The following is a 21,517-nucleotide window of genomic DNA, read 5'->3' on the forward strand; positions in this document are numbered from 1 at the left end:
GAATCTTCGCCATCGTCGTCACCTCCTTTGTGTGCTGGCAGGGGCGGTGGACCGCGGTTCGAGGTACGGCAGGACCGCACCGTCGGACTCGAACGCGGAGTTCAGGGCGAGCAGGATGCCCGCGGAGCCGGTGGCCAGGTCCGCCGACAGGCGCAGCAGCTGCGTGCCGGGGAAGGCCAGGTGGCCGTGGTGGGTGCGGGCGTGCCAGGCGAGCCGGCGTACGTGTTCCCGCAGGACGTCCTCGTCGTCGGGGTGGCGCAGCGCGGCCAGCGTGGTGATCAGGCTGGCGCGGCCGCGGAGCAGTCCGGGCTGGCGCAGCAGCACCACGCGGCTGCCGCGGCGTACACCGTCGACGAGGGCGGACAGTGCCGGGTCGCTGCGGTGCCGCAGATAGCTCGCGGCCACGATGGCGATCCCGCCGCTGCCGGCGTCGAGGTTGACCAGGTAGCGGCCGCCTTCCACGAGCTGGAAGGTGCCGTTGGGCAGGTGTTCACCGCGGGCGGCGTCCAGGTGCAGCGCCTGCGCGGCCCGGTCGAGGTAGGAGGTGTCGCCGGTGTCCTCGTACAGGTGCAGCAGGAGCAGCGCCGTGCCGGTGGAGCCGCGCAGGAGCCCGCCCTGTGCGGGTGGCCGCAGCGGGCCGTGCCCGTCCAGCAGCGCGGTGAGCCCGGCGGTCGCGTGCAGCGCACGGATCCGCAGCGCCGTGTCACCGGTCAGCTGGGCGAACCGCAGCAGGGTGAGTGCGATACCGGCCTGCCCGTCGAGCAGTGCGGCGCCGGAGACGTCGGCTTCCGTGCCGGCGGCGCGGCCGAGGATCTCCAGGGCGTCGTCGGTACGGCCGAGGTCGTGCAGGACGCCGGCCACGCCGTGCAGACCCGTGTAGAGGCCGGCTCGTGGCCGGGTGGCCCGCCGTGCGGCGTCGGCCAGCCAGTCGACGTGCTCGCCGGGGATCGTCGCGCCGGCCCGGTGCAGGGCGTGCAGGACACCGGCGGCGCCGTGGGCCAGGCTCAGCCCTCCGTCGGCGAACTGTTCCGGGTCGCCGGGGAAGAGCCGGTCGGAGCGGCCGGGGCTGGCGGTGGCGAGGATGCCGGCCACAAGTGAGTCGCGGATCGCGGGCCAGTCCGGGTGGTCAGCGGCGAGCAGGTCACCGGCCGTGTCGTACGTGGAGCCGGTGGGTGGCGCGTCCCGGCGCAGGCGGCGTAGCAGGGTGGTGCCGAAGCCGTCCGGCAGCGGGTAGAGACGTTCCGCGCCACGCACCAGGGTGGCGAGCCGATGCGGCTCCACCTGCGGATGTACGTCCAGCGGCAGCAACAGCCACAGCCGGATGCGGTCGAGCAGGTGCCGGTCGGCCGCGCTGCCGGACAGGTGCGCGGGTGGGGTGAACCCGGGTGCGCCGAGCGCTGGCGGCCGCCGATCGGCGAGGTCGGTGGCCAGTTCGAAGTCGACCAGGACCACCCGGCCGTCCGGGCGCAGCAGCACGTTGCCCGGGTGCAGGTCGCCGTAGCGCAGACCGCGGGCGTGCACGGCGGCCAGCGCGCGGTCGAGCCGGTCGGCGACGTCGAGGGCCCATGCGGTGTACGAGGCCAGAGCGCCGGGTTCGGGGTCGGGTTCGACCAGCGGTTGCCGGTGCAGCATGGTGTCGAGCAGGGTGGCGCCCTCGATGTACTCCTCGACCAGGAAGTGGTGTTCCCAGGCCTGGCGGTATTCGATGAGGCGGGGTACGCAGTCCAGGCCCTGCAGACGCAGCAGCGTGGTGTGTTCGCGGCGCAGCCGGGTGACGGCGTCGTCGCCGTTGCTGTCGAGTCCGGCGTGCGGGCGGGCCTCACGCAGCACCACCTGCTCGCCGGTACGGGTGTCGCGGGCCAGGTAGACGCCACCGCCGTTGGAGTAGTGCAGCGCGCTGCTCACCTCGTACGGGAAGTCGCCGTCACCATCGCCGTCGCGCCAGCGCTCGAAGTCCGGGCGCAGCACCTCGGGAACGTCCACCCAGGGCGGCAGGGTGAAGCTGGTGCCGCGCTGGTCGGGCACGAGGGTGCCGTCGGGTGCCTGCACCGCGGGAACCGGCCGGCCGTCCTCGTCCGGCACGGTGCGGTCGGCGAATCCGCCCCAGCGCACGAACACGCCGGAGTCGCCGTAGCGCAGGTCGCTGAGGATGTACGACCCTGCGGTGCCGGTCAGCGCCGCCGACAGGGCGGGCAGGGTCCGGGCCAGCGCCGCCTCGTCCGGCGGGTAGACGGTCAGCAGCTTGCCGCTGCCGCTGCGGTCCGCGTACTTGCCGTTGAGCAGGTGGGCGACGCGCCGGCTACGCAGCAGCTTGAACGGGATCCGCTCGGCGAGGCAGTGGTCGGTGACGATGTCGCACACCCGGGCCGCGTCCTCCAGCCGGGCCGACACGTGGATCTTCCAGCCCTGCGCCGGAAGCGTGACGTCGAGGGGGCGCAGCGACACCCACAGGCCGTGTTCGCTGCGCCGCCAGCCGGCCGGGGCCGGGCGGTCGGCTGCCGCGAAGCGCTGTCCGGCGTCGGAGAGCCGATCGGGGTGTTCGAAGAAGTCGGGGTCGGCCAGGCAGTACGGCGCGAGCTGTTGCAGGTTGACCTTCATGACGGGGAACCTCCGGTGGGCGGGGCGTCAGCGGTGGGCGGGCCTGCGGGCTATGCGCGCCCGGTCGTCGTCGCTGCCGTACCGCGTGTCGATGCGGCGGGTGGCCTCGGCCCACTGCGTGGCGGTGTGTGCCGGCCCGAGTGCGGCGACCACGAACGGGTCGCGCCAGCGGTCGACGGCGCGCTGCCAGACCAGGTCCGGCTCGTCGGTGAACAGGTTGCCGACGGTGCCCTCGTAGATCGCCATGGCCCGTACGGCTCCGTCCGGTTCGATCTGCACGGCCGGGAAATCGGCGGCGGACCGTACCCGGTCGGGATGCATCTGCAGGATCCGGTTGTCGCTCGTGCTCACCCGCAGGTTGCCGGGCGCCCGGGCGCGCAGTCCGGCCACGAAGCCGGGATCGATCAGCCTCTTCCGCTGTTCCTCGGTCAGCAGCTCCCGCTCGGCGAAGTCGGCGCGGGAGGCGAGGCCCGCCGGGACGGCCGCTCCGAAGGAGATGGACCGCAGGTGCGGCAGCCGTGCGCCGAGCAGCTCGCAGGCGTCCGGGATCTCGTCGAAGTTGCTGCGGATCACGGTGTAGTCCACGCCGAACGGGACCCGGTCCCCGGCGACCCGATCGAGCAGGTCGAGTGCGTTGAGCGCCCGGTCGAACGATCCCCGGCGTCCGCGGATACCGTCGTGCACGGCGGCGGTGGCCCCGTCGACGCTGACGATGATCCGGTCGAAGTTCGCGACGGTCTGCCGCGCCAGGGCCTCGTCGAGGGTCCAGCCGCTGGTGTAGAGCAGCCGCTCGACGCCGGCCTCACCGAGCCGGTGGGCCACCTCGAAGACGCCTTTGACCAGGAGCGGTTCGCCGCCGGAGATGGTCACCGACCGCGGATGCCAGCGAAGCACCGCCTCGGTGAGCCGCATCAGGTCGGCGGGGCCGAGCTGGCGGGCGAGCCGCCGGCCGGACTCGGAGTAGCAGTGGGAGCAGCGCAGAGGACACGCGTAGGTGATGTCCCAGATGACGTCCTCGGGTCCTGTCACGCTGTCCATCAGTTCGGCTCCGCTTCGCTCGGTCGTGCTGTCCGACACGAGAAATGCTGCCGAAGTGGGAGGCGTTTTCCGTCCGGCCACGTAGTGATTCGCCGGGTAGCCCTACGAGGGGACAGCGGGCCCGCGCGTCCGCCTGCAGGGGGACGCGCAGCCGGGCTAGTGGAGGTGGGAACAGCCGTCTGGCCGGGCCGGAGCCGGCTCGTCAGGTCGGTGTCGTGGCGCCGGAAGCTCCGCCCAGATCGTGGTGCGGCGCAGGCCGGGACTCCTCGGGCAGCCCGGTGCTGAGGTGGTCGCGGATCCGTTCGGCCTCGGGTGTTCCGAGACGGCGATAGAGGATCCACGCCTGCTCGAAGTGATAGTGGGCGCGGCCGGCCTCACCGAGGGCGCGATGGGCATGACCGAGACCGGCGTGCGCCCGGGCCAGTTGGTGGCGATCACCGATCGCGGCGGCGACGGTGTGGGCGGCGAGGTGGTAACGGACGGCGTCAGCGACACAGCCGGTGCGGTCAGCGGCCTCGCCGAGTCCGTTGAGAGCGCAGACCTCACCGTATCGCTCACCGGTCTCGCGGTGAATCGACAGGGCGTGTCGGCGGTAGTCGGCGGCCCTGCCCGGCTGGCCGCGGCGGGCGTACAGGGCGCCGAGGTTGTCCAGCGCCCAGGCATTGCCGTCGGGATTGCCGGTCTCGCGGTACAGGGTCAGGGCGCGCTCCAGATGCTCCGTCGCCGGCCCGTACCGTCCGAGCTTGCCCTCGGCGTCGCCGAGGTTGCTCAGCGCGGCGGCTTCACCAGGATCGTCGCCGCTTCGCCGGAACAGGGCCAGCGCCTGCTCGTGATACGCGATGGCCTCGCGGTAGCGGCCCAGCCGCTCCTGGATGATGCCGAGCTTGGTCAGCGCGTGGGCTTCGCCGGAGCGGTCGCCGACGTGGCGGTACCGGACGAGCGCCCGCTCGTGCCGCCGGGTTGCCGACGGATAGTTGCCCATCCGCTGGTCGACATCCCCAAGGCTGGTCAGCGCACGGGCCTGCCCGGTCAGATCCCCGGCCTGCTCGAACACAGCCAGCGCCTGCCGGAGGTGGCGGGCGGCCAGTTGGTTGCGACCGAACCGCAGTTGGGTGGCCCCGAGGTGGGTCAGGGCTTGAGCCTGTCCGTTCAGGTCGCCGGCGTGCTGGGCGGCATGCACCGCGTGCTCGTGCACGGTCAAGGCGTCGGTGTGGTGTCCGCCGATGAGGTAACGGAACAGCACTGCCGAGAGCCGGGTGGCATGGGCCGGCCACGCATGTGTGGCCGTGTGAGCGGCTACGGCGATGAGGGCGTGGCGTTCGCTGTCAAGCCATTCGCGGGCGGCCACCGGGTCGGCGAGGGCGGGCTGCGGCGTGGTGACCGCCGCGATGACGGGACGGTGGTGGGCGTCCGCCGGATGCAGGCGATTCATGGCGTCGGCAGCCGTACCCAGGTAGTAGCCGAACAGCCGGTCCTGTATCGAGCGCCGGAGCTCGGTGCTGTGCTCGGCGCGGGCCAGGCTGGTGGCGTAGGCGCGCAGCAGGTCATGCATGCCGTACCGGTCAGGGCCGGTGGGATGGATGAGGTGGGCGCGGGCGAGCAGCCGGAGGCCCCGGCCGGCAGCCGGCCTGGAGATGTCGGCCAGCGCTGCCGCGGCGAAGCTGTCCAAGTCGGTTCCGGGATGCAGGCTCAGCAGGCCGAACAGATGAACCACGTCCGGTGGCAGGTGACGCATCGACCAGGACAACACCGCCGCGACGTCGGACCAGGGGTCGCCGCCGGCGTCCAGAAGTTCCAGCCGTGTCTGCTGGTCCTCCAGTTCGCCGGCCAGTTCGCCGAGCGCCGCCGAGGGCCGCGCGGTGGCGAGTTCGGCGGCGATCCGCAAGGCAAGCGGCAACCGGACGCACCGGTCGGCCAGGACAGCGGCCGCACCGGGGTCGGCATCGACACGAGTGCCGATGAGCCGGCGCAGCAACCGGCCCGCGTCGGGCGCCGACAGCACGTCCAACGGAACTCGATGCGCGCCGTCGCGGGCGACCAGCCCGGACAGGCTGTCGCGGCTGGTGACCAGGACCAGGCACGACGGTGTTCCGGGCAACAGCGGGCGAACCTGGTCCACCGACGAGGCGTTGTCGAGCAGGATGAGAATTCTCCGGTCTGCCACCTCACTACGGAACCGGGCGGCCCGCTCCGCAACGCCCACGGGGACGTTTTCGCCGGCCACGCCCAGCCCGCTCAGCAACGCCGCCAGGGCGTCGACGGCGCTCACCGGCCGGTCCGGATCGTAGCCGCGCAGGTTCGCGTACAACTGCCCACCGGGGAACGCGGTCCGCACGCGATGGGCCCAGTGAACGGCCAGCGCGGTCTTACCCACTCCGGCGGTACCCGTGATCGCGAGGACGAGCACCACGTCCGACGGGCCGTCCCTCGGGCGCGCCAGAGTGTCGAGCTCGGCGATCGGCCCCTCCCTGCCGATGAACGCCGTCACGTCAGGCGGCAGTTGCGCCGGTGGGGGCGGATCCGGCTGCCGGGTTGCCGTTCTCGGGCCGCTGCGCGCGGCCAGCTCGAAGGTCTCCAGATCAGGCGGGGACAGCGCCAGAGTTCCGGCGAGCATCCGGACGGTGCTGCCGCGAGGCGTGCCCGCGCGGCCCGACTCGATCTCCCGCAGGTGCCGCACGCTGAGGCCCGTCAGAGCCGCCAGTTCCTCCTGTGTGTACAGCGCGCGGGTCCGGAAGGCTCGCACCAGACCGCCGAAATCCACTGTCCAAGCCCTCCCCCGAAGCTTGGATGCACGATATCCGAGGCCCGTTTACGGCGGTGTCCCGAAACCGCCGCCAAACCGCCTGTTCATCTCCTGTCGCCCGGTCGGCCCCGCCCGTTGAATCAAGGCAACGGAGAAGCCCCTTGCGGCCCGCCTCGCACCAGCTGAGGTGGCATTCAGCCGCCATCGAGACACACGGCCGGTTCGTCGCGAAGCCCGGGTTCCGACCCAGCGGGACAGACGGTTCCGCCATGTCCTGCACCGACCTCGTCAACGGAAGGAAAACTCGTGACAGACATCAGTGGGGAGACACCCGGCGCACCCGCACCGGCGACTTCGAGGCCCCTCTTCGGGAGATCCGCCGCGGCGATCCTCGCCGCGGTGGTGATGGTCGGGACGGCGCTGTTCGCGGTGTCGCCCGCCGAGGCCGCAGCAGCGCCCTGCCACGGCTGGCGGACACTCGTGCATGGGGAGACCGGGCTCAACGCGGTGGTGGAACCGGGTCAGCCGTGGCACGTACGCCTGGGGCGTGGGGGCAACGGCTTCCAGAACTTCATGTTCTGCGACGCCGGCACCCACAACCCGACCGGAACCCGCAAGGTCGCGTTCTCCTCGAACGCCTACCGGTACCTGACCGCCGACATCTCCACCGGACGAGTCTCCGCGACCGGAACCAATCCTGACGGATTCGACTACTGGTTCGTGTGCTACCTGGACTCCACCTGGGTCGAGATCCGGTTCAGCGTTGCCGGCCACTACCTGGGCCGTAACTCGAGCGGATACGTCATCGCCAGCGACATGACGCCGAACGGCAACATCCTGTGGCACCGCAGCCAGTTCGACGGGTTGTCCCTCACCCGCTGCTGACCGGCACAATAGCGGGGCTGCGCCGTGAACACATGGTCCACGGCGCAGCCTCGCGATGGTCAACGGTAGACCACGGCGGCGCGGATTCGGCTCGGGTCGATCAAGGCACTAGTACAGGTAGAAGCAGCGGTCGGGCCGGACCGGCGCAAGCTCGAACCCAAGGGAATGATGCAGCTGGTAGCCGTCCGGTGAGGGAAAGAGGACTGCCTGGACGGCGCCCCGACCGGCGGCGGCCGCGAGCCTGACCCGGGTGAGCGCGGCCCCGATCCCCCGGCGGCGCCAGGGTGCGGCGACGCAGCAGTGGACGAGCAGCACCGCGTCACCGAACTGGAACGAGGTGGCGGCCCCGACCGCAACTCCCTGGTGGCGGGCGGTCCAGTGCCGGATCGGCCGGCCGGGGCCGAACCCGAGGCGGGCGGCGACCTCGACCTGGTCGTCGAGTCCGCCGGGTTCGTCCCACCAGCCGTCGTCGGCGTAGACGCGCTGGTTCTCGCGCAGCGCCGGGACGTCGAGGACTTCGCTGATCTGCCACTGCGATGCGGGCAGGTTCTCCGCGCCGGTCAGCACACGGCCCATGTTGTTGCCGGTGCGTTCCGGCACCAATCCCCGGTCGATCAGCCGGGCGGTCGCTTCCGGATCCGGCGGCCCGGTGACGAGCACCGAGGCGGGCACGGCCTTCTCACGCAGCCAGTCGAGCAGCACGTCCAGCTCGTGGGGGCTGCGAAGGACCGACGGGGTGACGACGGCGCCGTTCTCGGTGTTGGAGTCCAGGCCCGTCGACACCGCGAACCCTCCCCCGACGCTGACCTGAGCGAACCCGCCCGCGGCCAGCCCACGAAACCACGCCTCCTGGGCCAGCTGCGCCAGCTCAGAGATGTCCACGAACTCAGGCTAGCCCCGGAGCGCGGAGAACACCGAAATGAGGCTTCGTCACGGCCCGATGTGGTTTAAGGACGCCCATCCATGGTTGTTGGCCCAGTCGAGGCGCAGGTGCCGGTAGGCTTGAGTGCCCGCGAACTCGCCGTGGTCATCGATCACGCCTCGACGGAGTTCTGACCCAGGCTGGCGCTGGTCAGGCCCCTCGCGGAGGCGGTACAGGTAGGACACACTGAGTAGCCAATGTCCCGCGTGCTGCGAATCGAGGACGGTGTGCCACTCTTCTCCGACGCACGTTTGGCTTCACTAGCCGACCACGAATACACGATGGCGGATGTCGCCTATCCACCACAATACGACCGTGCTGAAGTGCTTCAGCGTGCCGCCACGGATCCGACCGGCTTCGTAGGCTTCTTTTCGGTGGCCTACCCGGAGAACAACATCTACCGCGCGTTGTTCGAAGCGATCGCGTTCGGCTACGGCGACCGCTCAGCGCGGCGGCTACTCGATGATCTGGCAGCAGGTCAGGAACCACTCCATGCGATACACCGAGCGTCGGAACAACTGCATGACCGGTATGGACCGCTCCAGGAATGGCTGAGAGCCGCGCTCGAAGCGATGAACCTTGATACAGCCTTCTCGCCGAACCGCTTCGAAGAGTTCAGTACCGTGGGCGCGCTGCTGGCTGGCACGCTGGCTCCCCCGGCGAACGAAGGCCAGGACAGGCTGCGAATCCTCGTCCATGAGAAGCGGTACGACGAAGCTCAGGCGGAGTTGCGCGAACTGGCTCTCGACGACGTATCGGAGTTCGGTTTCCTCACCTGGCAGGACAGCGACCGGGACATTGTTTCCGGCCTCTGGTCGGCCCTGGCAGAGGGCAATGAGCTTCCCTTCGGAACGATACCCGAGTCCTCACACACGGCCCCTGATGCGCCGGTGGAGGAAGACGTGGAGCCAGAAGGGTCGGCGCCGCATCAGGCAACCGCTCATCCACGGCGACACAACATCGTTCCTTCTGCTGCTCGCTCGCCGGTGCAGGCTGGGGAAGCGCTGGAGGAAGCAACCGTCCAACTGTTGGAACGCTTCTTTCAGCTCAGCCCGGATAGTCGGAGCAACCTGCTTAATGGCATTCGGCGACAGAACCCTGGCATCCAGTTCGGGCACGATGTACGACTCGACTGCTCGGTTGCCGGACGCCCGAACGTACGTTGCCACATCGAGTGCAAGAACCTGACACGGCCGGTACGTACCAACGACGTCATCGAGAAGCTTTGGCAGACCAAGACGTATTACCGAGACTCCCCCATCGACCACTGGATTCTCATATCCCCGCATGCCGATCCGTCCAACGACCTCGAAGAATTACTCCGGAATGCAGGCCATGACGGTACTTTCCCCTTCAAGATTCAGGTCTGGAGCCCGCAGTCCGGCGTCCGGGAGCTGTTCTCCCTCGACCCGGTGGTATACGCGGGTCTCTACGGGGAACCGCCCGATGGTTCCGCACCTTCAAAGGAACAGATCGTCGCAAACATTCGCGCCCGCCTCATGCCGCACGTCCGGCTCGACGAGTCGTGGCAGAGATACCTACGAACACCCGCACTTCACTGCATCGGCGCCGAAAAGCCCGCCGAGTTCGCTGCACTCCACGAACGACACGTCGATGTACGGGCGGCCGACGTCGACGGATCGGTTCTCGAGGGGACCCTCATGGAGAGGGTTATCGCCTGGTTGGCCGAGCCTGCTGGTCCAGGTCGTCCGGCTCTCCTGTTGCTTGCCGACTTCGGCGAGGGCAAGAGCTTCTTCACATATGAGCTGAGCCGCTACCTCTGCGAACGCTTCCTCGAGGAGCCGGAACACGGGATCCTGCCACTGCGAATTCCGCTCGGCCTGTTCAGCGGAACAGAGGGCGGACGAGCCCTGCTGGTCAACCGGCTCGATCAAATCGGCGTTACGCTGACGCAATGGACGGAAGTTGCCGCTTCGACCCGATGCGTGGTGATTCTCGACGGCTTCGATGAGATGTCGAAGGACCTCTCAACCGAGGCAGTCGAAGCGAACATCGACGGACTCGGTTCATGTCTGAGGGAGATCACCGGCTCGGATGTGCGGATAGTTGTGACTTCCCGGGGTCGAATTTTCGAAGCTGGGCGGAATCGGGAGAGGATCCTCGATCAGCTCGGCCAGCCGGCCATCCTTCAGCTGTCCTCGGTCGCCCGGACCGAACGGATCAGGCACTTGGAGAGCCTGGCTACCGATCCCGCCGACAGGCGACGACTGACCCGGCTCCGTAGCCTCTACGACCCGATCGGGCTCGCCGCGAAGCCCTTGTTCCTGAGCATGATCTGGGAGACTCTCCCCGACCTTCCGGAGGACGAGTTCAGCGAACTGATCCTCTATAGCAAGTACGTCGAACGGAGCCTGCGACACAAGCTCGACTTCATGATCAACAAACAAGTACTGAAAAAGGAGCTCCTGGAAAACCTGAAGTCTGTGCTAGAACAAGTCGCGGTACGCCTCCAGCAGGCTGATCACAACTACATTTACCTCACCGAATTTGGCGGTTCCGAACGGGAACTGGCCGCCGCCCTGTGGAAGACAAGCGACGGTACGGACGAGGCACCAACAGCGGTCGACGCCCAGAACGCCACCGCTCAGGTCGGTATCCGATCCCTGCTCAAGGCAGCACCGGCGCCGGACACCGACCGCTGGCCGGTGACGTTCTTCCACAGGTCGATGCAGGAGTATTTCGTGGCGTCCGCATTACTGCGCGCGCTACGCGAGGACCGCCCTCACGCGTCGACAATCCTTGATGCGCTGCCTCCGCTGCCGGAGATCGTTCACTTCACCGCATCGATGATCCGCGAGGCTCCGGATCGTGAGCACGTCTGGGGTGTACTTGAGAGCTTCACCAGGTCGGCAACGCTTGGCTTGCCCACCAGATACCTCGGCGGTCACGCCATCACCCTGCTCCATGCATCAGGCGGTGCGATCCCCTCCGCCGACTGTGCTCGACTACGACTGGACTACGCATCACTCGCGGGAGTGAACCTCAGCAGAGCCAATCTGGCAGGCACCTCTCTCCGGCATGCCAACCTCGACAACGCCAACCTGGAAAACTCGGATCTCACAGGGGCGGATCTCGAAGGTGTGCGACTTGAGGAGACGTCGATCGTCGTCGGAGTCGCAGCGCTCGACGACGATCGGATCGTCGCCGCATACGACGACCGCACGATCCGAACCTGGCAGCCGAGATTCGGCCGCCAGTGGGAAAGCCTCGTCGCCGCCATTACCGACCATGCCATCGAGCGGATCGAGGTAACACCGGGCGGCCGGCTGCTGGTGTGTGGTGATAGCAGCGTGACGGTGCTGTCACCTCGCGATGGCAAGTGGGCTACGGAAACGCGGTTCACCACCAAACCACCGATGCGCCCTCCCTCCGCGGGTCGGTCGGACGCGTTCTACGTAGAAGAGCTCGATGAGGGCGCGACGCGGGCGGTTCGGATGAACACCGTTGACAGAACGGTCCTAGACAGACTCCTGCTCGTCGGATCACCGGTGTCCTACACACAACTCGATGGGTGGGGTTTCGTGGTCGCTCAAGAGGAATGGCTCCATGCACTGGTCGGCGATCCCATTCCTGAACAACTCGATCACTTCAGCCCTGGCATCAGGTGTCTCGACATCGTGCGATCGTCCGGTCATGAGGTGCTGCTGACGGCCGGATGCCGGGATGGGTCCCTTCTTCTCTTCAGAATCGTGCCCGATCTCATCGAACCGGTCTGGAAGGTCCGGCGGCACGGTGCCATGATCAACTCGGTGGCGTTCATCGGCACTGAGCGCATCGTGAGTGGTGGGCGTGACAGGGCAGTGAAGCTGACCAGGGTCGACACGGGTGAACCCCTCAACAGAGACGCCTCCATGCAACTGACACTGCGCTGCCGCGGGGCGCGCTACGACCAGGTGCGCACAGAAAGGGAGCGCAGCATGATCGCCCGTGCGGCGCAGTCGTGAAACAGCCCAGCGAAATGCCCGTAGGCGCGGCCGACAGAGGCCAGGATAGCCAGTCACCGCGTACGGCTTGGGATCTTGGCCCTGCCGGCGAAGGTGGAGCTTGCGGTCGAGTGTCTCGAGCGGGTCGACTGTGGTCGCTACAGGTCCGAAAAGGTCTCGTATGCCGTCGGAGCGGGTGAGCGAGTCTCGGCGTACGTCTGCATTCCCCATGGTCTTGCCGGGCCGGCCCCGGCGGTCTTCTGCCATAACCAGCACGCCTCCCGCTTCGATCTCGGTAAGAGGAGCGCAACTGGAGCCCGGGCGGGGCGTCCAACGTCACCTGGTTCGAGCTGTCCACCCGGCTGGTCCAGGGGCGGACCCTGTTCGCGTCATGCCCTCACGAGGTTTCGACGGCTCTGGACTATCTGACGTCGCGCCCTGAGGTCGACGCGAACCGCATCGGGTTCCTCGGCCATTCCTACGGCGGCCGGATGCCCCTGTGGGCGCCGGCGTACGACCATCGCATCACCGCCTCGGTCTCGCACTGCGGCTGCATCCCGTTTCGTCACTCGTACTCGCACGACACCGGCGTCCAGGCCGAGTTCGTACTGCCCGGTTTCGCCGCGCGGCACGACCTCGAGGACGTCATCGCCGGCTTCGGGCGGACGGCACTGGCTCATTTCCGCCGGTACGGCCGACAAGTGGAGCCGCGGCGCCGAGGAACTGTTCACCGCCGTGGAGCGCACGCTCGGCGACCGGGCCGAGCTGGCGCTGTACGACGCCGGGCACGTCTTCACCGCCGCGATGCGTGAGCGCGCCTACCGGTTTCTCAGCGAGCGCTGCTGACGGGATCAGCCGCGCCGCATGTGCAGATGACCGTCGAGCGGGTAGACGGGGGGAGCCGAGGGCATGATCCTGTCGAGTCGGTAGCCGCTCTTCTCGGCGACGCGGCAGGACGCCACGTTGTCGACCTGGTGAAGAAGCTCGAGGCATTCCAGGCCGTCGGCTCCGAACGCGTCGAAAGACCAGGCGGTGAGAGTCTCCAGGGCCCGTGAGGCCACACCCCGCCCACGAGCCCGCGCCGCCGTCCAGTAGCCGACCTGGGCGGACGGCTTGCCGGACGCGACTTCCTTGAGCACCACGTTGCCCACCAACCGCGGCGGCACCGCGTCGAAGCCCGCTTCGAGGACGGCGAAGCCGAACCGGTCACCCGCCGCCCAGCCCCGCTCCTGAGCCCGCACCCACCGCAAGCCGTCGTCCTCACTGTCGATAGGCGAGACCGTCCAGCGTCCGAAATCCCGGTCCTGATGCGCCTCAACCAGCGCAGTGACGTCTTCCACGCACCAGGGGCGAAGGGTCAGAGCGGAAGATGTCGGCGTCGCGGCGGTCGTGAGTGTGATGGGTACGTTCATCGCCGGATCATAAAGCGCAGACTGGCACCTACTGTGTACCACCCAGTACAGTGTGCCGCATGGTAGGTGACGCACACGAAAAGCTCGAGCTGGAGCTCCGCCGGGGTGTCGTGGTACTCGCCGTCCTGTCCCGGCTGGGCACCCTGCGATACGGCTATGAGCTGCGCCAGTCCCTGATCGCCGCCGGGATGCCGATCGAGGAGGGCACCCTCTATCCGCTGCTGCGGCGGCTGGAGAGTCAGGGCGTGCTGACCAGCGAGTGGCGCGGCACCCAGGGCCCGAACCGGCGCTACTACGTGCTCAGTGACGCCGGCCGTGACCTGCTCGCCCGCCTCACCACCACCTGGCACGGGATCACCAAGGCGATGGACGACATCCTCGGCGAAGGAGGACGTGATGACGGCTGACGAGATGATCGACGGTTACGTGGCGGAGGTCGTGCTGCTGCTGCCGCAACGGCAGCGCGCCGACGTGGCCCGCGAGCTGCGCGACGCGATCGCCGAGGAGGTGTCCGACGCCGCCGAGACCAGGTCCGCCCGGGACGAGGCGGTGACCGCGGTGCTCGGCGGGTTCGGCCGTCCCGCCGACGTGGCAGCCCGCTACCGGGCACCGATCGTCGTGATCGACCCCTCCGACTCACGGCGGCTGTTCACCCTCGCTCTCGGCGGCGCCGCCCTCATCCTGATCGGAGCCGTGCTCGGTGAGCTCATCGACCACGTGCCGCCACAGCGTGACCTGGACGCGGCGGTCGATCAGGCCACGCCGTGGCTGTTCGGCTGGCTGGGCGTGCTCGCCGCCTGGTTCGCCATCACGGCCTGGTGGCGCAGGCGCCGCCCGGCCACGGCGTGGAAGCCTCGCCCGATGCCGACCGACCGGATCAGCCGGCCCGGGCGCGTCGCCGCGCTCGTGTCCTACATCGCCGGCACCGTTGCGCTCGTCGATCCCCCGGCCATGCTGCACCTGTTCAGTGGCGGCAACGCCGCTCCAGCCGCCTACGACGCCCTCGCCTACGACAGTGATTTCCTGGCTGTACGGGGACCGATCGTGCTGGGCCTGCTGGTGCTCACCCTGGCGCTGCAGGCGGTGGTGATCGTGCAGGGCCGCCTGCTGCCGTGGAACCACACCACCGACCTGACACTGGGCCTGATCCTGTGCGCGGTGCTGACCTGGGTGGTGTCGGAACCCGTGTTCGTCACGGGCCCGGCCGACCGCACCGCGAAGGAGATCGTCGCGCTGCTCATCCTGATCTCCCTGGTCGACCTCGCGTTCAGCCTGCGCCGGCACCGGGTCCGGCAGGCGTTGTCGAGCCGCTGACGGCGTGGGCCTGCAGGATGGCCAGCGCCTCCGGGTGGTAGTCGGACTTCCAGAACCACGATGACGATGAACCCGTCAGCCAGGTCAGCAACGTCTGCGGGGACGGGGCGTCGGCCCAGGGATCGTCCTCCATCTCGACGTGCGGGTCGGCGCCCGCCTCGGCGAGCGCCTCGACGATGGACAGCGCCCAGCGCTGCTCGATCGCGCGGACCAGCGGGGTCCGGCCGTCGCGTTCGCGGGCGTTGACGTCGGCTCCGGACAACAGCAGCCGTGGCAGCAGGCGCTCATGGTCGAACGAGCCCATCATGTGGAGGAGGGTCCGCCCCGACCTGTCGCGGATCATCGGATCCAGGCCCGCGTCCAGCAGCTCCAGGACAGCATCGGTGCCGCCGTGCCAGATCCGGTGCCACAGATCTCGCCGGACGGTGTACAACCGTTTCGGCAGTCGTCCGGTCGCACCGGCCCACACATGAGCCGCCCCGAAGCAGCCGCTCGACGTTCCGCCGAAGGCTCGCAAGGCTTTCTCCCGCTGATGTTCGGCGTCGGTGTGTGCCGGGATCGTGAGGCGTCCCGCGTGATGGTGCAGGTCGTGCCAGTCGCCCTGGCAGCGGACGCGAACCCGCTCCGAGGGCAGCACCGTCGCGGGCGGCGGCACCGCCGGGTCCTGCGGGAACAAAGCCTCGCGGACCAGTGGGTGGAGCTCACCCGGTGTGAGCCGGCCGTGCCGGAGCAGCGCGAGGTCGGCGGAGAACTCGACCTGGGCGGGATGCAACCGTGGCCGGGGGTCGAGCACGTCGTCCCACTCGACCGTGGCCGCGGTGACCGTGTCCCCCTGAACGGTCACCGCGAGGACGTGGCGACGTTCGTACCGGACGATCCACACCGGCCGCCGTGTCTGGTGGCCGAGTCGGCGCGCCTCGGCGGCCAGGCGTAACGGGTCGACGATCGCCGTCATCGTCGGCATGCCCGCATCGGATCGTTGGCCGACGGGCGGTGGGGTGTCGGACAGCAGGCCCGCCTCCGCCCATGTGGCACCGCTCCGGCGGGTGAGCCAGGCCCGCTCCGTCCGGGCCGGGCGATCGTCGCCGGACCCGAGCAGGGCTTGCGCGCGAGGGCTGCCGTCCGGTTCGAAGAAGGGGATGCGCCGGTCGTCCCCGCCGATCGCGGTGCGCAGATCGCCGGCCCGGCGGGCGTCCCACTGGTGGGGTGCGAGCCAGACCGCACGATGTGGCTCCAGCTCGCCGGCGCGGCGGATCCGCAGTCTCATCCGCTGGTTGCCGTACGGCAGGCGCATCTCGAAGGGATCCGGCAGCTCCGGTGGTGTGCGCACGGCCAGCACGGCCGTGTCCGGCCCGAACGGCCTGTCCGGGGTGAGCACGAGATCCAGTCCGGGGGCGACACTCGCGGTGAAGTCGGCTGCCCGTGGCGCGTGCCATCGCAGCAGGTCGGGGGCGAACCCGGCAAGGGCGTCGGCGAAGAGGCCGGCCTCGTCCGGGCTCTCGAAGTCGGCGACGATGTCACCGGCCTCGCACGCGAGCCGCCAGTCGCCGCGCTCCCGCGCCGCCGTGCACTCGTCGATCATCCGCTGCGGCACGGCGTAGCGCCGCACCCGCCGGCGACCGGCCAGTTCGAGCCGGTCACCTTCCCACCCCGTCATGGCGCGCACGGTAGCCGTACCCCCCGACATTTTTTGATGTTTGACAGCGCCCCCGGAAAACTGGGAGCGTTCCCATATGGCGTCAGTCGCGGTCAATCAGGTTGGTTATCTGCCGTCCGGCCCGAAGCGGGCCACCGTCGTCACCGACGCCCTCGAGCCGCTGCCCTGGCAGCTCACCGACGGCGACGGCCGGGTCGTCGCGACCGGGACGACCGAGCCGCGCGGCACGGATGCCTCCTCCGGGCAGAACGTTCACACCATCGACTTCGGCATCCACCACGAGACCGGCACCGGCTACGCGCTGACCGCCGACGGAGCGACCAGCCGCCCGTTCACCATCGGCGCCGGCCTCTACCGCCCGCTGCTCACCGACGCGATGAAGTTCTTCTACTGCCAGCGGTCCGGCATCGAGATCCGTGACGAACTGCGCCCCGGCTACGGCCGCCCGGCCGGGCATCTCAGTGACAGCGACGTGCCCTGCGCCCCGGACGCCGGCGACTACCGCCTCGACGTGCGCGGCGGCTGGTACGACGCGGGCGACCAGGGCAAATACGTGGTCAACGCCGGGATCACGGTGTGGCAACTGCTGCACGCCTTCGAGCACCGCGGTGGCGTCGACGATCTGGCGCTCGACATCCCGGAGAGCGGCAACGGGATTCCGGACCTGCTCAACGAGGTGCGCTGGGAGCTCGACTTCCTGCTGCGCATGCAGGCGCCGGACGGCATGGCGCACCACAAGATGCACGACAGCGAGTGGATCGGCCTGCCGACCCTGCCGCACCTCAATCCGCGGCCGCGCGTACTGCGTCCGGTGTCCACCGCGGCGACGCTGAACCTGGCCGCCGTCGCCGCCCAGGGGGCGCGGATCTTCCGCAAGTACGACGCGGACTACGCGGACCTTCTGCTGGCTGCCGCGCGGACGGCCTACACGGCGGCGGAGACCAATCCGATCCGGTACGCCCCGGTCGACGACGCGACCGGCGGCGGACCCTACGACGACGATGACGTACGCGACGAGTTCTACTGGGCGGCCGCCGAGTTGTACCTGACCACCGCCGAGCAGCAGTACGCCGACGCGGTGCTGGCCTCCCCGCTGCACACCGCGGACGTGTTCGGGCCGTACGCCTTCGACTGGGCGGCAACCGCGGCCGCCGCCCGCCTCGACCTCGCCCTGACGCCCAGTGAACTGCCCGGCCGTGACGACGTGCGCGCGTCGGTGATCGCCGGCGCGGACCGGTACCTCGCCGTCCAGCGGGCCCACCCGTACGCGGTGGCCTACGCTCCCCCGGGCAACCAGTGGGACTGGGGTTCCAACAGCATGGTGCTGAACAACCTGGTGGTGCTGGCCGTGGCCCACGACCTGACCGGCGAGGCCCGCTACCGCGACGGCGTCCTGGAGGGGCTGGACTACATCCTCGGCCGCAACGCGCTGAACCTGTCGTATGTGACCGGCTACGGCACCGACTTCGCGAAGAACCAGCACAGCCGCTGGTACGCCCACCAGCTCGACCCCAGCCTGCCGCATCCGCCGAAGGGCACCCTGGCGGGCGGGCCCAACTCGGGACTGCAGGACGAACTGGCGCAGGCCCGGCTGGCGGGGTGCGTGGGCCAGTTCTGCTACCTCGACGACATCGAGTCCTGGTCGACCAACGAGCTGACCATCAACTGGAACGCGCCATTGGTCTGGGTTGCGGCGTTCGCCGCCGAATCGAATTCATAGGTTTGTCCGCAGTGGAGCGACCGGCGTCGCCGGCGACCCGATCGGACCATTCCCCCGCCTCGAAAACGCGCGTTACGTTCCGGGCACCGCGCTCAACCGGAGTGACGAGATTCAATTGATCAATCAGCCCGGGGGGACCATGCGCACCCACCTTCGCAAGGGGGTTGCCGGCGCCGTTTCGGTGGCCACGACACTCGCCCTGCTCCTCGCCCAGCCGGCGCCCGCCGCCGCCACCCCGATCGACGACGCCTTCGCCAAGATCCTGGTCAAGCAGGTGACCGGCGCCAATGCCAAGAAACACCTCAACGCACTACAGGCGATCGCCGACGCCAACGGCGGCAACCGTGCGGCCGGGACGCCCGGTTACGCGGCCTCACGTGACTACGTCGCCAACAAGCTGCGCAAAGCCGGTTACAAGGTCACACTCGACCCGATCAACTTCGTCCAGGGCTGGACGGAGAACAACCCGCCCACGCTGGAACTGACCGCGCCGACCAGCAAGGCGTACGTGCCCGGCACGGACTTCGTCTCCTTCGAACCCTCCCCCGCCGGTGACGTGACCGCCCAGGTGCAGGCCGTCGACCTCACGCTGCCGCCGACCCCGACACCATCCTCGACGAGCGGCTGCGAGACCTCCGACTTCGACGGGTTCGTCGCCGGCCGGATCGCGCTCATCCAGCGCGGCACGTGCGCATTCGCCACCAAGGTGCGCAACGCCGGGTTCGCGGGCGCCTCCGGCATCATCATCTTCAACGAGGGCCAGCCCGGGCGTACCGATCCGTTCCCGCTCGACCTCGGCGAGTGGCGGGCCGGGGTCCCCATGGTCTTCGCCGGTTTCGCCGTCGGCAACGAACTCGCCGGCACCCCCGGCGCGACCGTCCGCCTGAAGGTCGACGCCACCCTGACCCTGGGCACGGATCACAACGTCATCGCCGAGACCCGGACCGGCAACGCGAAGAACATCGTGATGGTCGGCGCCCACCTCGACAGCGTGCCCGAAGGCCCCGGCATCAACGACAACGGCTCGGGCACGGCCGCGATCCTCGAGACCGCCCTGCAGATGAAGCTGTTCCCGGTGAAGAACAAGGTCAGGTTCGCGTTCTGGGCGGCCGAGGAGATCGGCCTGCTCGGCTCGGACCAGTACGTCGAGGGCCTGACCGCCAGCGAACGTGACCGGATCAAGCTGTACCTGAACTTCGACATGGTGGCCTCGCCCAACTACGCCTACAAGCTGTACGACGGCGACGACTCCGACGCCGAGGGCTCGCCGGCCGGACCGCCCGGCTCCGCGCAGATCGAGAAGCAGCTGGAGAGGTTCTTCGACCGCCGCGGCCTCGGCCACGTCGGCACCGACTTCGACGGCCGTTCCGACTACGGCCCGTTCATCGCGGTGGGCATCCCCGCCGGCGGCATCTTCACCGGCGCCGAGGGCATCAAGACGCCCGAGGAGGCGGCCCTGTTCGGCGGCACCGCGGGCGTCGCCTACGACGTCTGCTACCACCAGGCCTGCGACACCCTCACCAACGTCGACGCGACCGCGCTCGACGTCAACTCCGACGCCATCGCCGACTCGGTGGCCCGGTTCGCCTTCAACACCTCCGCCATCCCCTGAGCCAGCCGCCCATAAAGGATCAAATCCGGGGGGGGTGTACGGCGGGCCGGCCTCAGCCCGCGGTGCACCCCCCGATCCACGGCGGAGGCCCGGTGTTGCGGTGGGTGCGGCGCCTCGGCAGGCCGGTGCGGCGGCGGCGAGGTCACACGTAGCTGCTGCGTGTGACTCTGACGTCGCGGGGGCGGCGGTGGGCGTCCACGGCTTCGTTGTGTGGGACCGGGCCGTCGTTGCGGGCGACGTCGGGAGCACACACGAAACCCGAGTGTGTGCTTCGCGGTATGCGGGCGGGCGGCGGCACGCGGAGGCGTCCGTCGTGGTCGTCATTCGGTGCCTACCCGGGCACGCGGGCGAGCAGCCAGACGAGGAAGCCACATGGCATGCCGGTGGCCTTGCCGAAATCATCTTAGTCATTAAGATAATCGGGTGCCCATATCGACGCACCTCTCAGTGGCGATCGCCGGCGCCGGCCTCTCCGGGCTCTGTCTCGCCCAATACCTGATGCGCTCCGGCATCGACGTGCACGTCTACGAACGGGACCAGAGTCCTTTCGTCCGGCAGCAGGGCTACCGGATCATCCTCGACCGGTACGGCCTGGAGGCGCTGCGCGAAAGCCTCCCGCGCCCCCTGTACCGCCTGGCGCTGGCCACCGGCGACGAACCCGGCGGGCACCTGCGCTTCACCGACAGCCGGCTACGGGACGCGTTCACCATCAATTTCAAGGTCGAGCTGAACGCGACCCGCCAGGTCGACCGGGCAACGCTGCGGTCGATCCTGATGACCGGTCTGGAGGGCCGCGTCCACTACGGCAAGGCCGCCGTGGCGGTCGACGACCTCGGCCCGGCCGGCCTGCGCCTGCGGTTCTCCGACGGCGGGGCCGTCGCGGCGCACGTCGTGGTGGGCGCGGACGGTGTCGGTTCCGCGCTGCGCGCGCAGATCATGCCGGACGCGGACCCGGCGAACACCCCGATGGCGGGTATCTACAGCCGGTCACCCCTGCTGCGGGGCGGCGCGAGCGTCATCCCGGACGCTCTGCGTACCAGCGGGGTCCTCTCCATCGCCGACCGGCCGGGGCGCGCGTTCTTCTTCACCTCCATGCGGTTCGGCGAGAACCCCCGGGAGGCGTTCGCGCGCGTGACCCCCGGCACCTTCGCGCCCACCGGCGACGACTATGTCATGTGGGCGCTGCTGCTGCGGCAGGAGGAGGTGCCCGTCGTCGCTCGCGGCGACCTGCTGGCGCTGCGTGATCTCGCGGTCCGCAACAGCGCGGACTTCCACCCGCTCGTCCGGCGGCTGGTCGGTACGGCCGAGCTGGACACCACGGTCCTCAACCTCTTCGCCACCGGCCGTCGCCCGCGGCAGTGGACGGTACCCCGGGCGACGCTGATGGGCGACGCCGTGCACGTCATGCCGCCGTTCGGCGCCCACGGCGCCAACACCGCGCTGCGCGACGCCGTCCTGCTCGGCCGCCGGCTCGCCGAGGCCCGCGCGAGCGGCACGCCGGTGGAGGAAGCGATCGTCCGATATCAGGACGAGATGGTGCCGTACGCCTTCCGTGCCGTCGATACCGCGGCGGGGCTGATGCGCCGCCTCACCGGGACCGCGGCCGCACCTCACTGGGTGCTGACCCGGCTGCTACCTCGGCTGCACCCGGTCACCGTACCGGAAGGATAAT

Annotated in this window: 13 protein-coding genes and 1 pseudogene; 8 read left to right on the forward strand and 6 right to left on the reverse strand. The window is 69.4% G+C overall.

The features are described 5' to 3' along the window. Window positions 1-18 precede the first annotated feature (18 nt). The 3 genes from lanKC to CLV67_RS13205 form a co-directional block, all read right to left on the reverse strand. The gene (gene lanKC, locus CLV67_RS13195) at window positions 19-2,598 is read right to left on the reverse strand and encodes a class III lanthionine synthetase LanKC (RefSeq protein WP_106317909.1); all 2,580 of its coding nucleotides are present in this window, start codon (window positions 2,596-2,598) and stop codon (window positions 19-21) included. A 27-nt stretch (window positions 2,599-2,625) separates the two neighbouring features. After that, window positions 2,626-3,636: a radical SAM protein gene (locus CLV67_RS13200; RefSeq protein WP_106318212.1), complete on the reverse strand. Its 1,011-nt coding sequence runs from the start codon at window positions 3,634-3,636 to the stop codon at window positions 2,626-2,628. 202 nt (window positions 3,637-3,838) lie between these two features. Further along, window positions 3,839-6,397: an ATP-binding protein gene (locus CLV67_RS13205; protein WP_106317911.1), complete on the reverse strand. Its 2,559-nt coding sequence runs from the start codon at window positions 6,395-6,397 to the stop codon at window positions 3,839-3,841. A gap of 288 nt (window positions 6,398-6,685) precedes the next feature. On the opposite strand from CLV67_RS13205, the gene CLV67_RS13210 reads away from it, so the two are divergent. Beyond that, window positions 6,686-7,264, forward strand: coding sequence for a fascin domain-containing protein (locus CLV67_RS13210; RefSeq protein ID WP_146169087.1), 579 nt, complete (start codon window positions 6,686-6,688; stop codon window positions 7,262-7,264). A 108-nt stretch (window positions 7,265-7,372) separates the two neighbouring features. Here CLV67_RS13210 and CLV67_RS13215 read toward each other — a convergent pair whose 3' ends face one another. Beyond that, window positions 7,373-8,146, reverse strand: coding sequence for a GNAT family N-acetyltransferase (locus tag CLV67_RS13215; RefSeq protein WP_106317915.1), 774 nt, complete (start codon window positions 8,144-8,146; stop codon window positions 7,373-7,375). A 246-nt stretch (window positions 8,147-8,392) separates the two neighbouring features. Here CLV67_RS13215 and CLV67_RS53310 point away from each other — a divergent pair, with 246 nt between their 5' ends. Together CLV67_RS53310 and CLV67_RS54720 are read left to right on the forward strand one after the other, a co-directional pair. Further along, window positions 8,393-12,151: an NACHT domain-containing protein gene (locus tag CLV67_RS53310; protein ID WP_170153829.1), complete on the forward strand. Its 3,759-nt coding sequence runs from the start codon at window positions 8,393-8,395 to the stop codon at window positions 12,149-12,151. Between the two features lie 359 nt (window positions 12,152-12,510). Beyond that, window positions 12,511-12,702 (forward strand): annotated as a pseudogene (locus CLV67_RS54720) (alpha/beta hydrolase family protein); the annotation flags it as partial. 279 nt (window positions 12,703-12,981) lie between these two features. On the opposite strand, the gene CLV67_RS13230 reads toward CLV67_RS54720, so the two are convergent. After that, window positions 12,982-13,542 carry a GNAT family N-acetyltransferase gene (locus tag CLV67_RS13230; RefSeq protein ID WP_106317921.1) on the reverse strand — a complete coding sequence of 187 codons (561 nt, stop codon included), beginning with the start codon at window positions 13,540-13,542 and terminating at the stop codon, window positions 12,982-12,984. Window positions 13,543-13,601: 59 nt separating this feature from the next. Here CLV67_RS13230 and CLV67_RS13235 point away from each other — a divergent pair, with 59 nt between their 5' ends. Continuing rightward, the gene (locus tag CLV67_RS13235; protein ID WP_106317923.1) at window positions 13,602-13,949 is read left to right on the forward strand and encodes a PadR family transcriptional regulator; all 348 of its coding nucleotides are present in this window, start codon (window positions 13,602-13,604) and stop codon (window positions 13,947-13,949) included. Then, window positions 13,939-14,856 (forward strand): hypothetical protein, encoded by a 918-nt coding sequence (locus CLV67_RS13240; protein WP_106317925.1) that lies wholly within the window; start codon window positions 13,939-13,941, stop codon window positions 14,854-14,856. The genes CLV67_RS13235 and CLV67_RS13240 overlap by 11 nt, the downstream gene beginning before the upstream one ends. On the opposite strand, the gene CLV67_RS13245 is transcribed toward CLV67_RS13240, so the two are convergent. Beyond that, window positions 14,810-16,513 carry an ankyrin repeat domain-containing protein gene (locus CLV67_RS13245; RefSeq protein WP_106317927.1) on the reverse strand — a complete coding sequence of 568 codons (1,704 nt, stop codon included), beginning with the start codon at window positions 16,511-16,513 and terminating at the stop codon, window positions 14,810-14,812. The two genes, CLV67_RS13240 and CLV67_RS13245, sit on opposite strands and share 47 nt — an antisense overlap. A 76-nt stretch (window positions 16,514-16,589) precedes the next feature. On the opposite strand from CLV67_RS13245, the gene CLV67_RS13250 reads away from it, so the two are divergent. The 3 genes from CLV67_RS13250 to CLV67_RS13260 all read left to right on the forward strand — a co-directional run bounded on the left by CLV67_RS13250 (window position 16,590) and on the right by CLV67_RS13260 (window position 21,516). Beyond that, window positions 16,590-18,233 carry a glycoside hydrolase family 9 protein gene (locus CLV67_RS13250; protein WP_106317929.1) on the forward strand — a complete coding sequence of 548 codons (1,644 nt, stop codon included), beginning with the start codon at window positions 16,590-16,592 and terminating at the stop codon, window positions 18,231-18,233. 139 nt (window positions 18,234-18,372) lie between these two features. Beyond that, the gene (locus CLV67_RS53315; RefSeq protein WP_106317931.1) at window positions 18,373-19,845 is read left to right on the forward strand and encodes a M28 family metallopeptidase; all 1,473 of its coding nucleotides are present in this window, start codon (window positions 18,373-18,375) and stop codon (window positions 19,843-19,845) included. 423 nt (window positions 19,846-20,268) lie between these two features. Then, window positions 20,269-21,516: an FAD-dependent oxidoreductase gene (locus CLV67_RS13260; RefSeq protein WP_239166088.1), complete on the forward strand. Its 1,248-nt coding sequence runs from the start codon at window positions 20,269-20,271 to the stop codon at window positions 21,514-21,516. Window position 21,517: the final 1 nt, after the last annotated feature.

The sequence above is a fragment of the Actinoplanes italicus genome (assembly GCF_003001815.1).
In the GTDB taxonomy this organism is placed as follows: Bacteria; Actinomycetota; Actinomycetes; order Mycobacteriales; family Micromonosporaceae; genus Actinoplanes; species Actinoplanes italicus.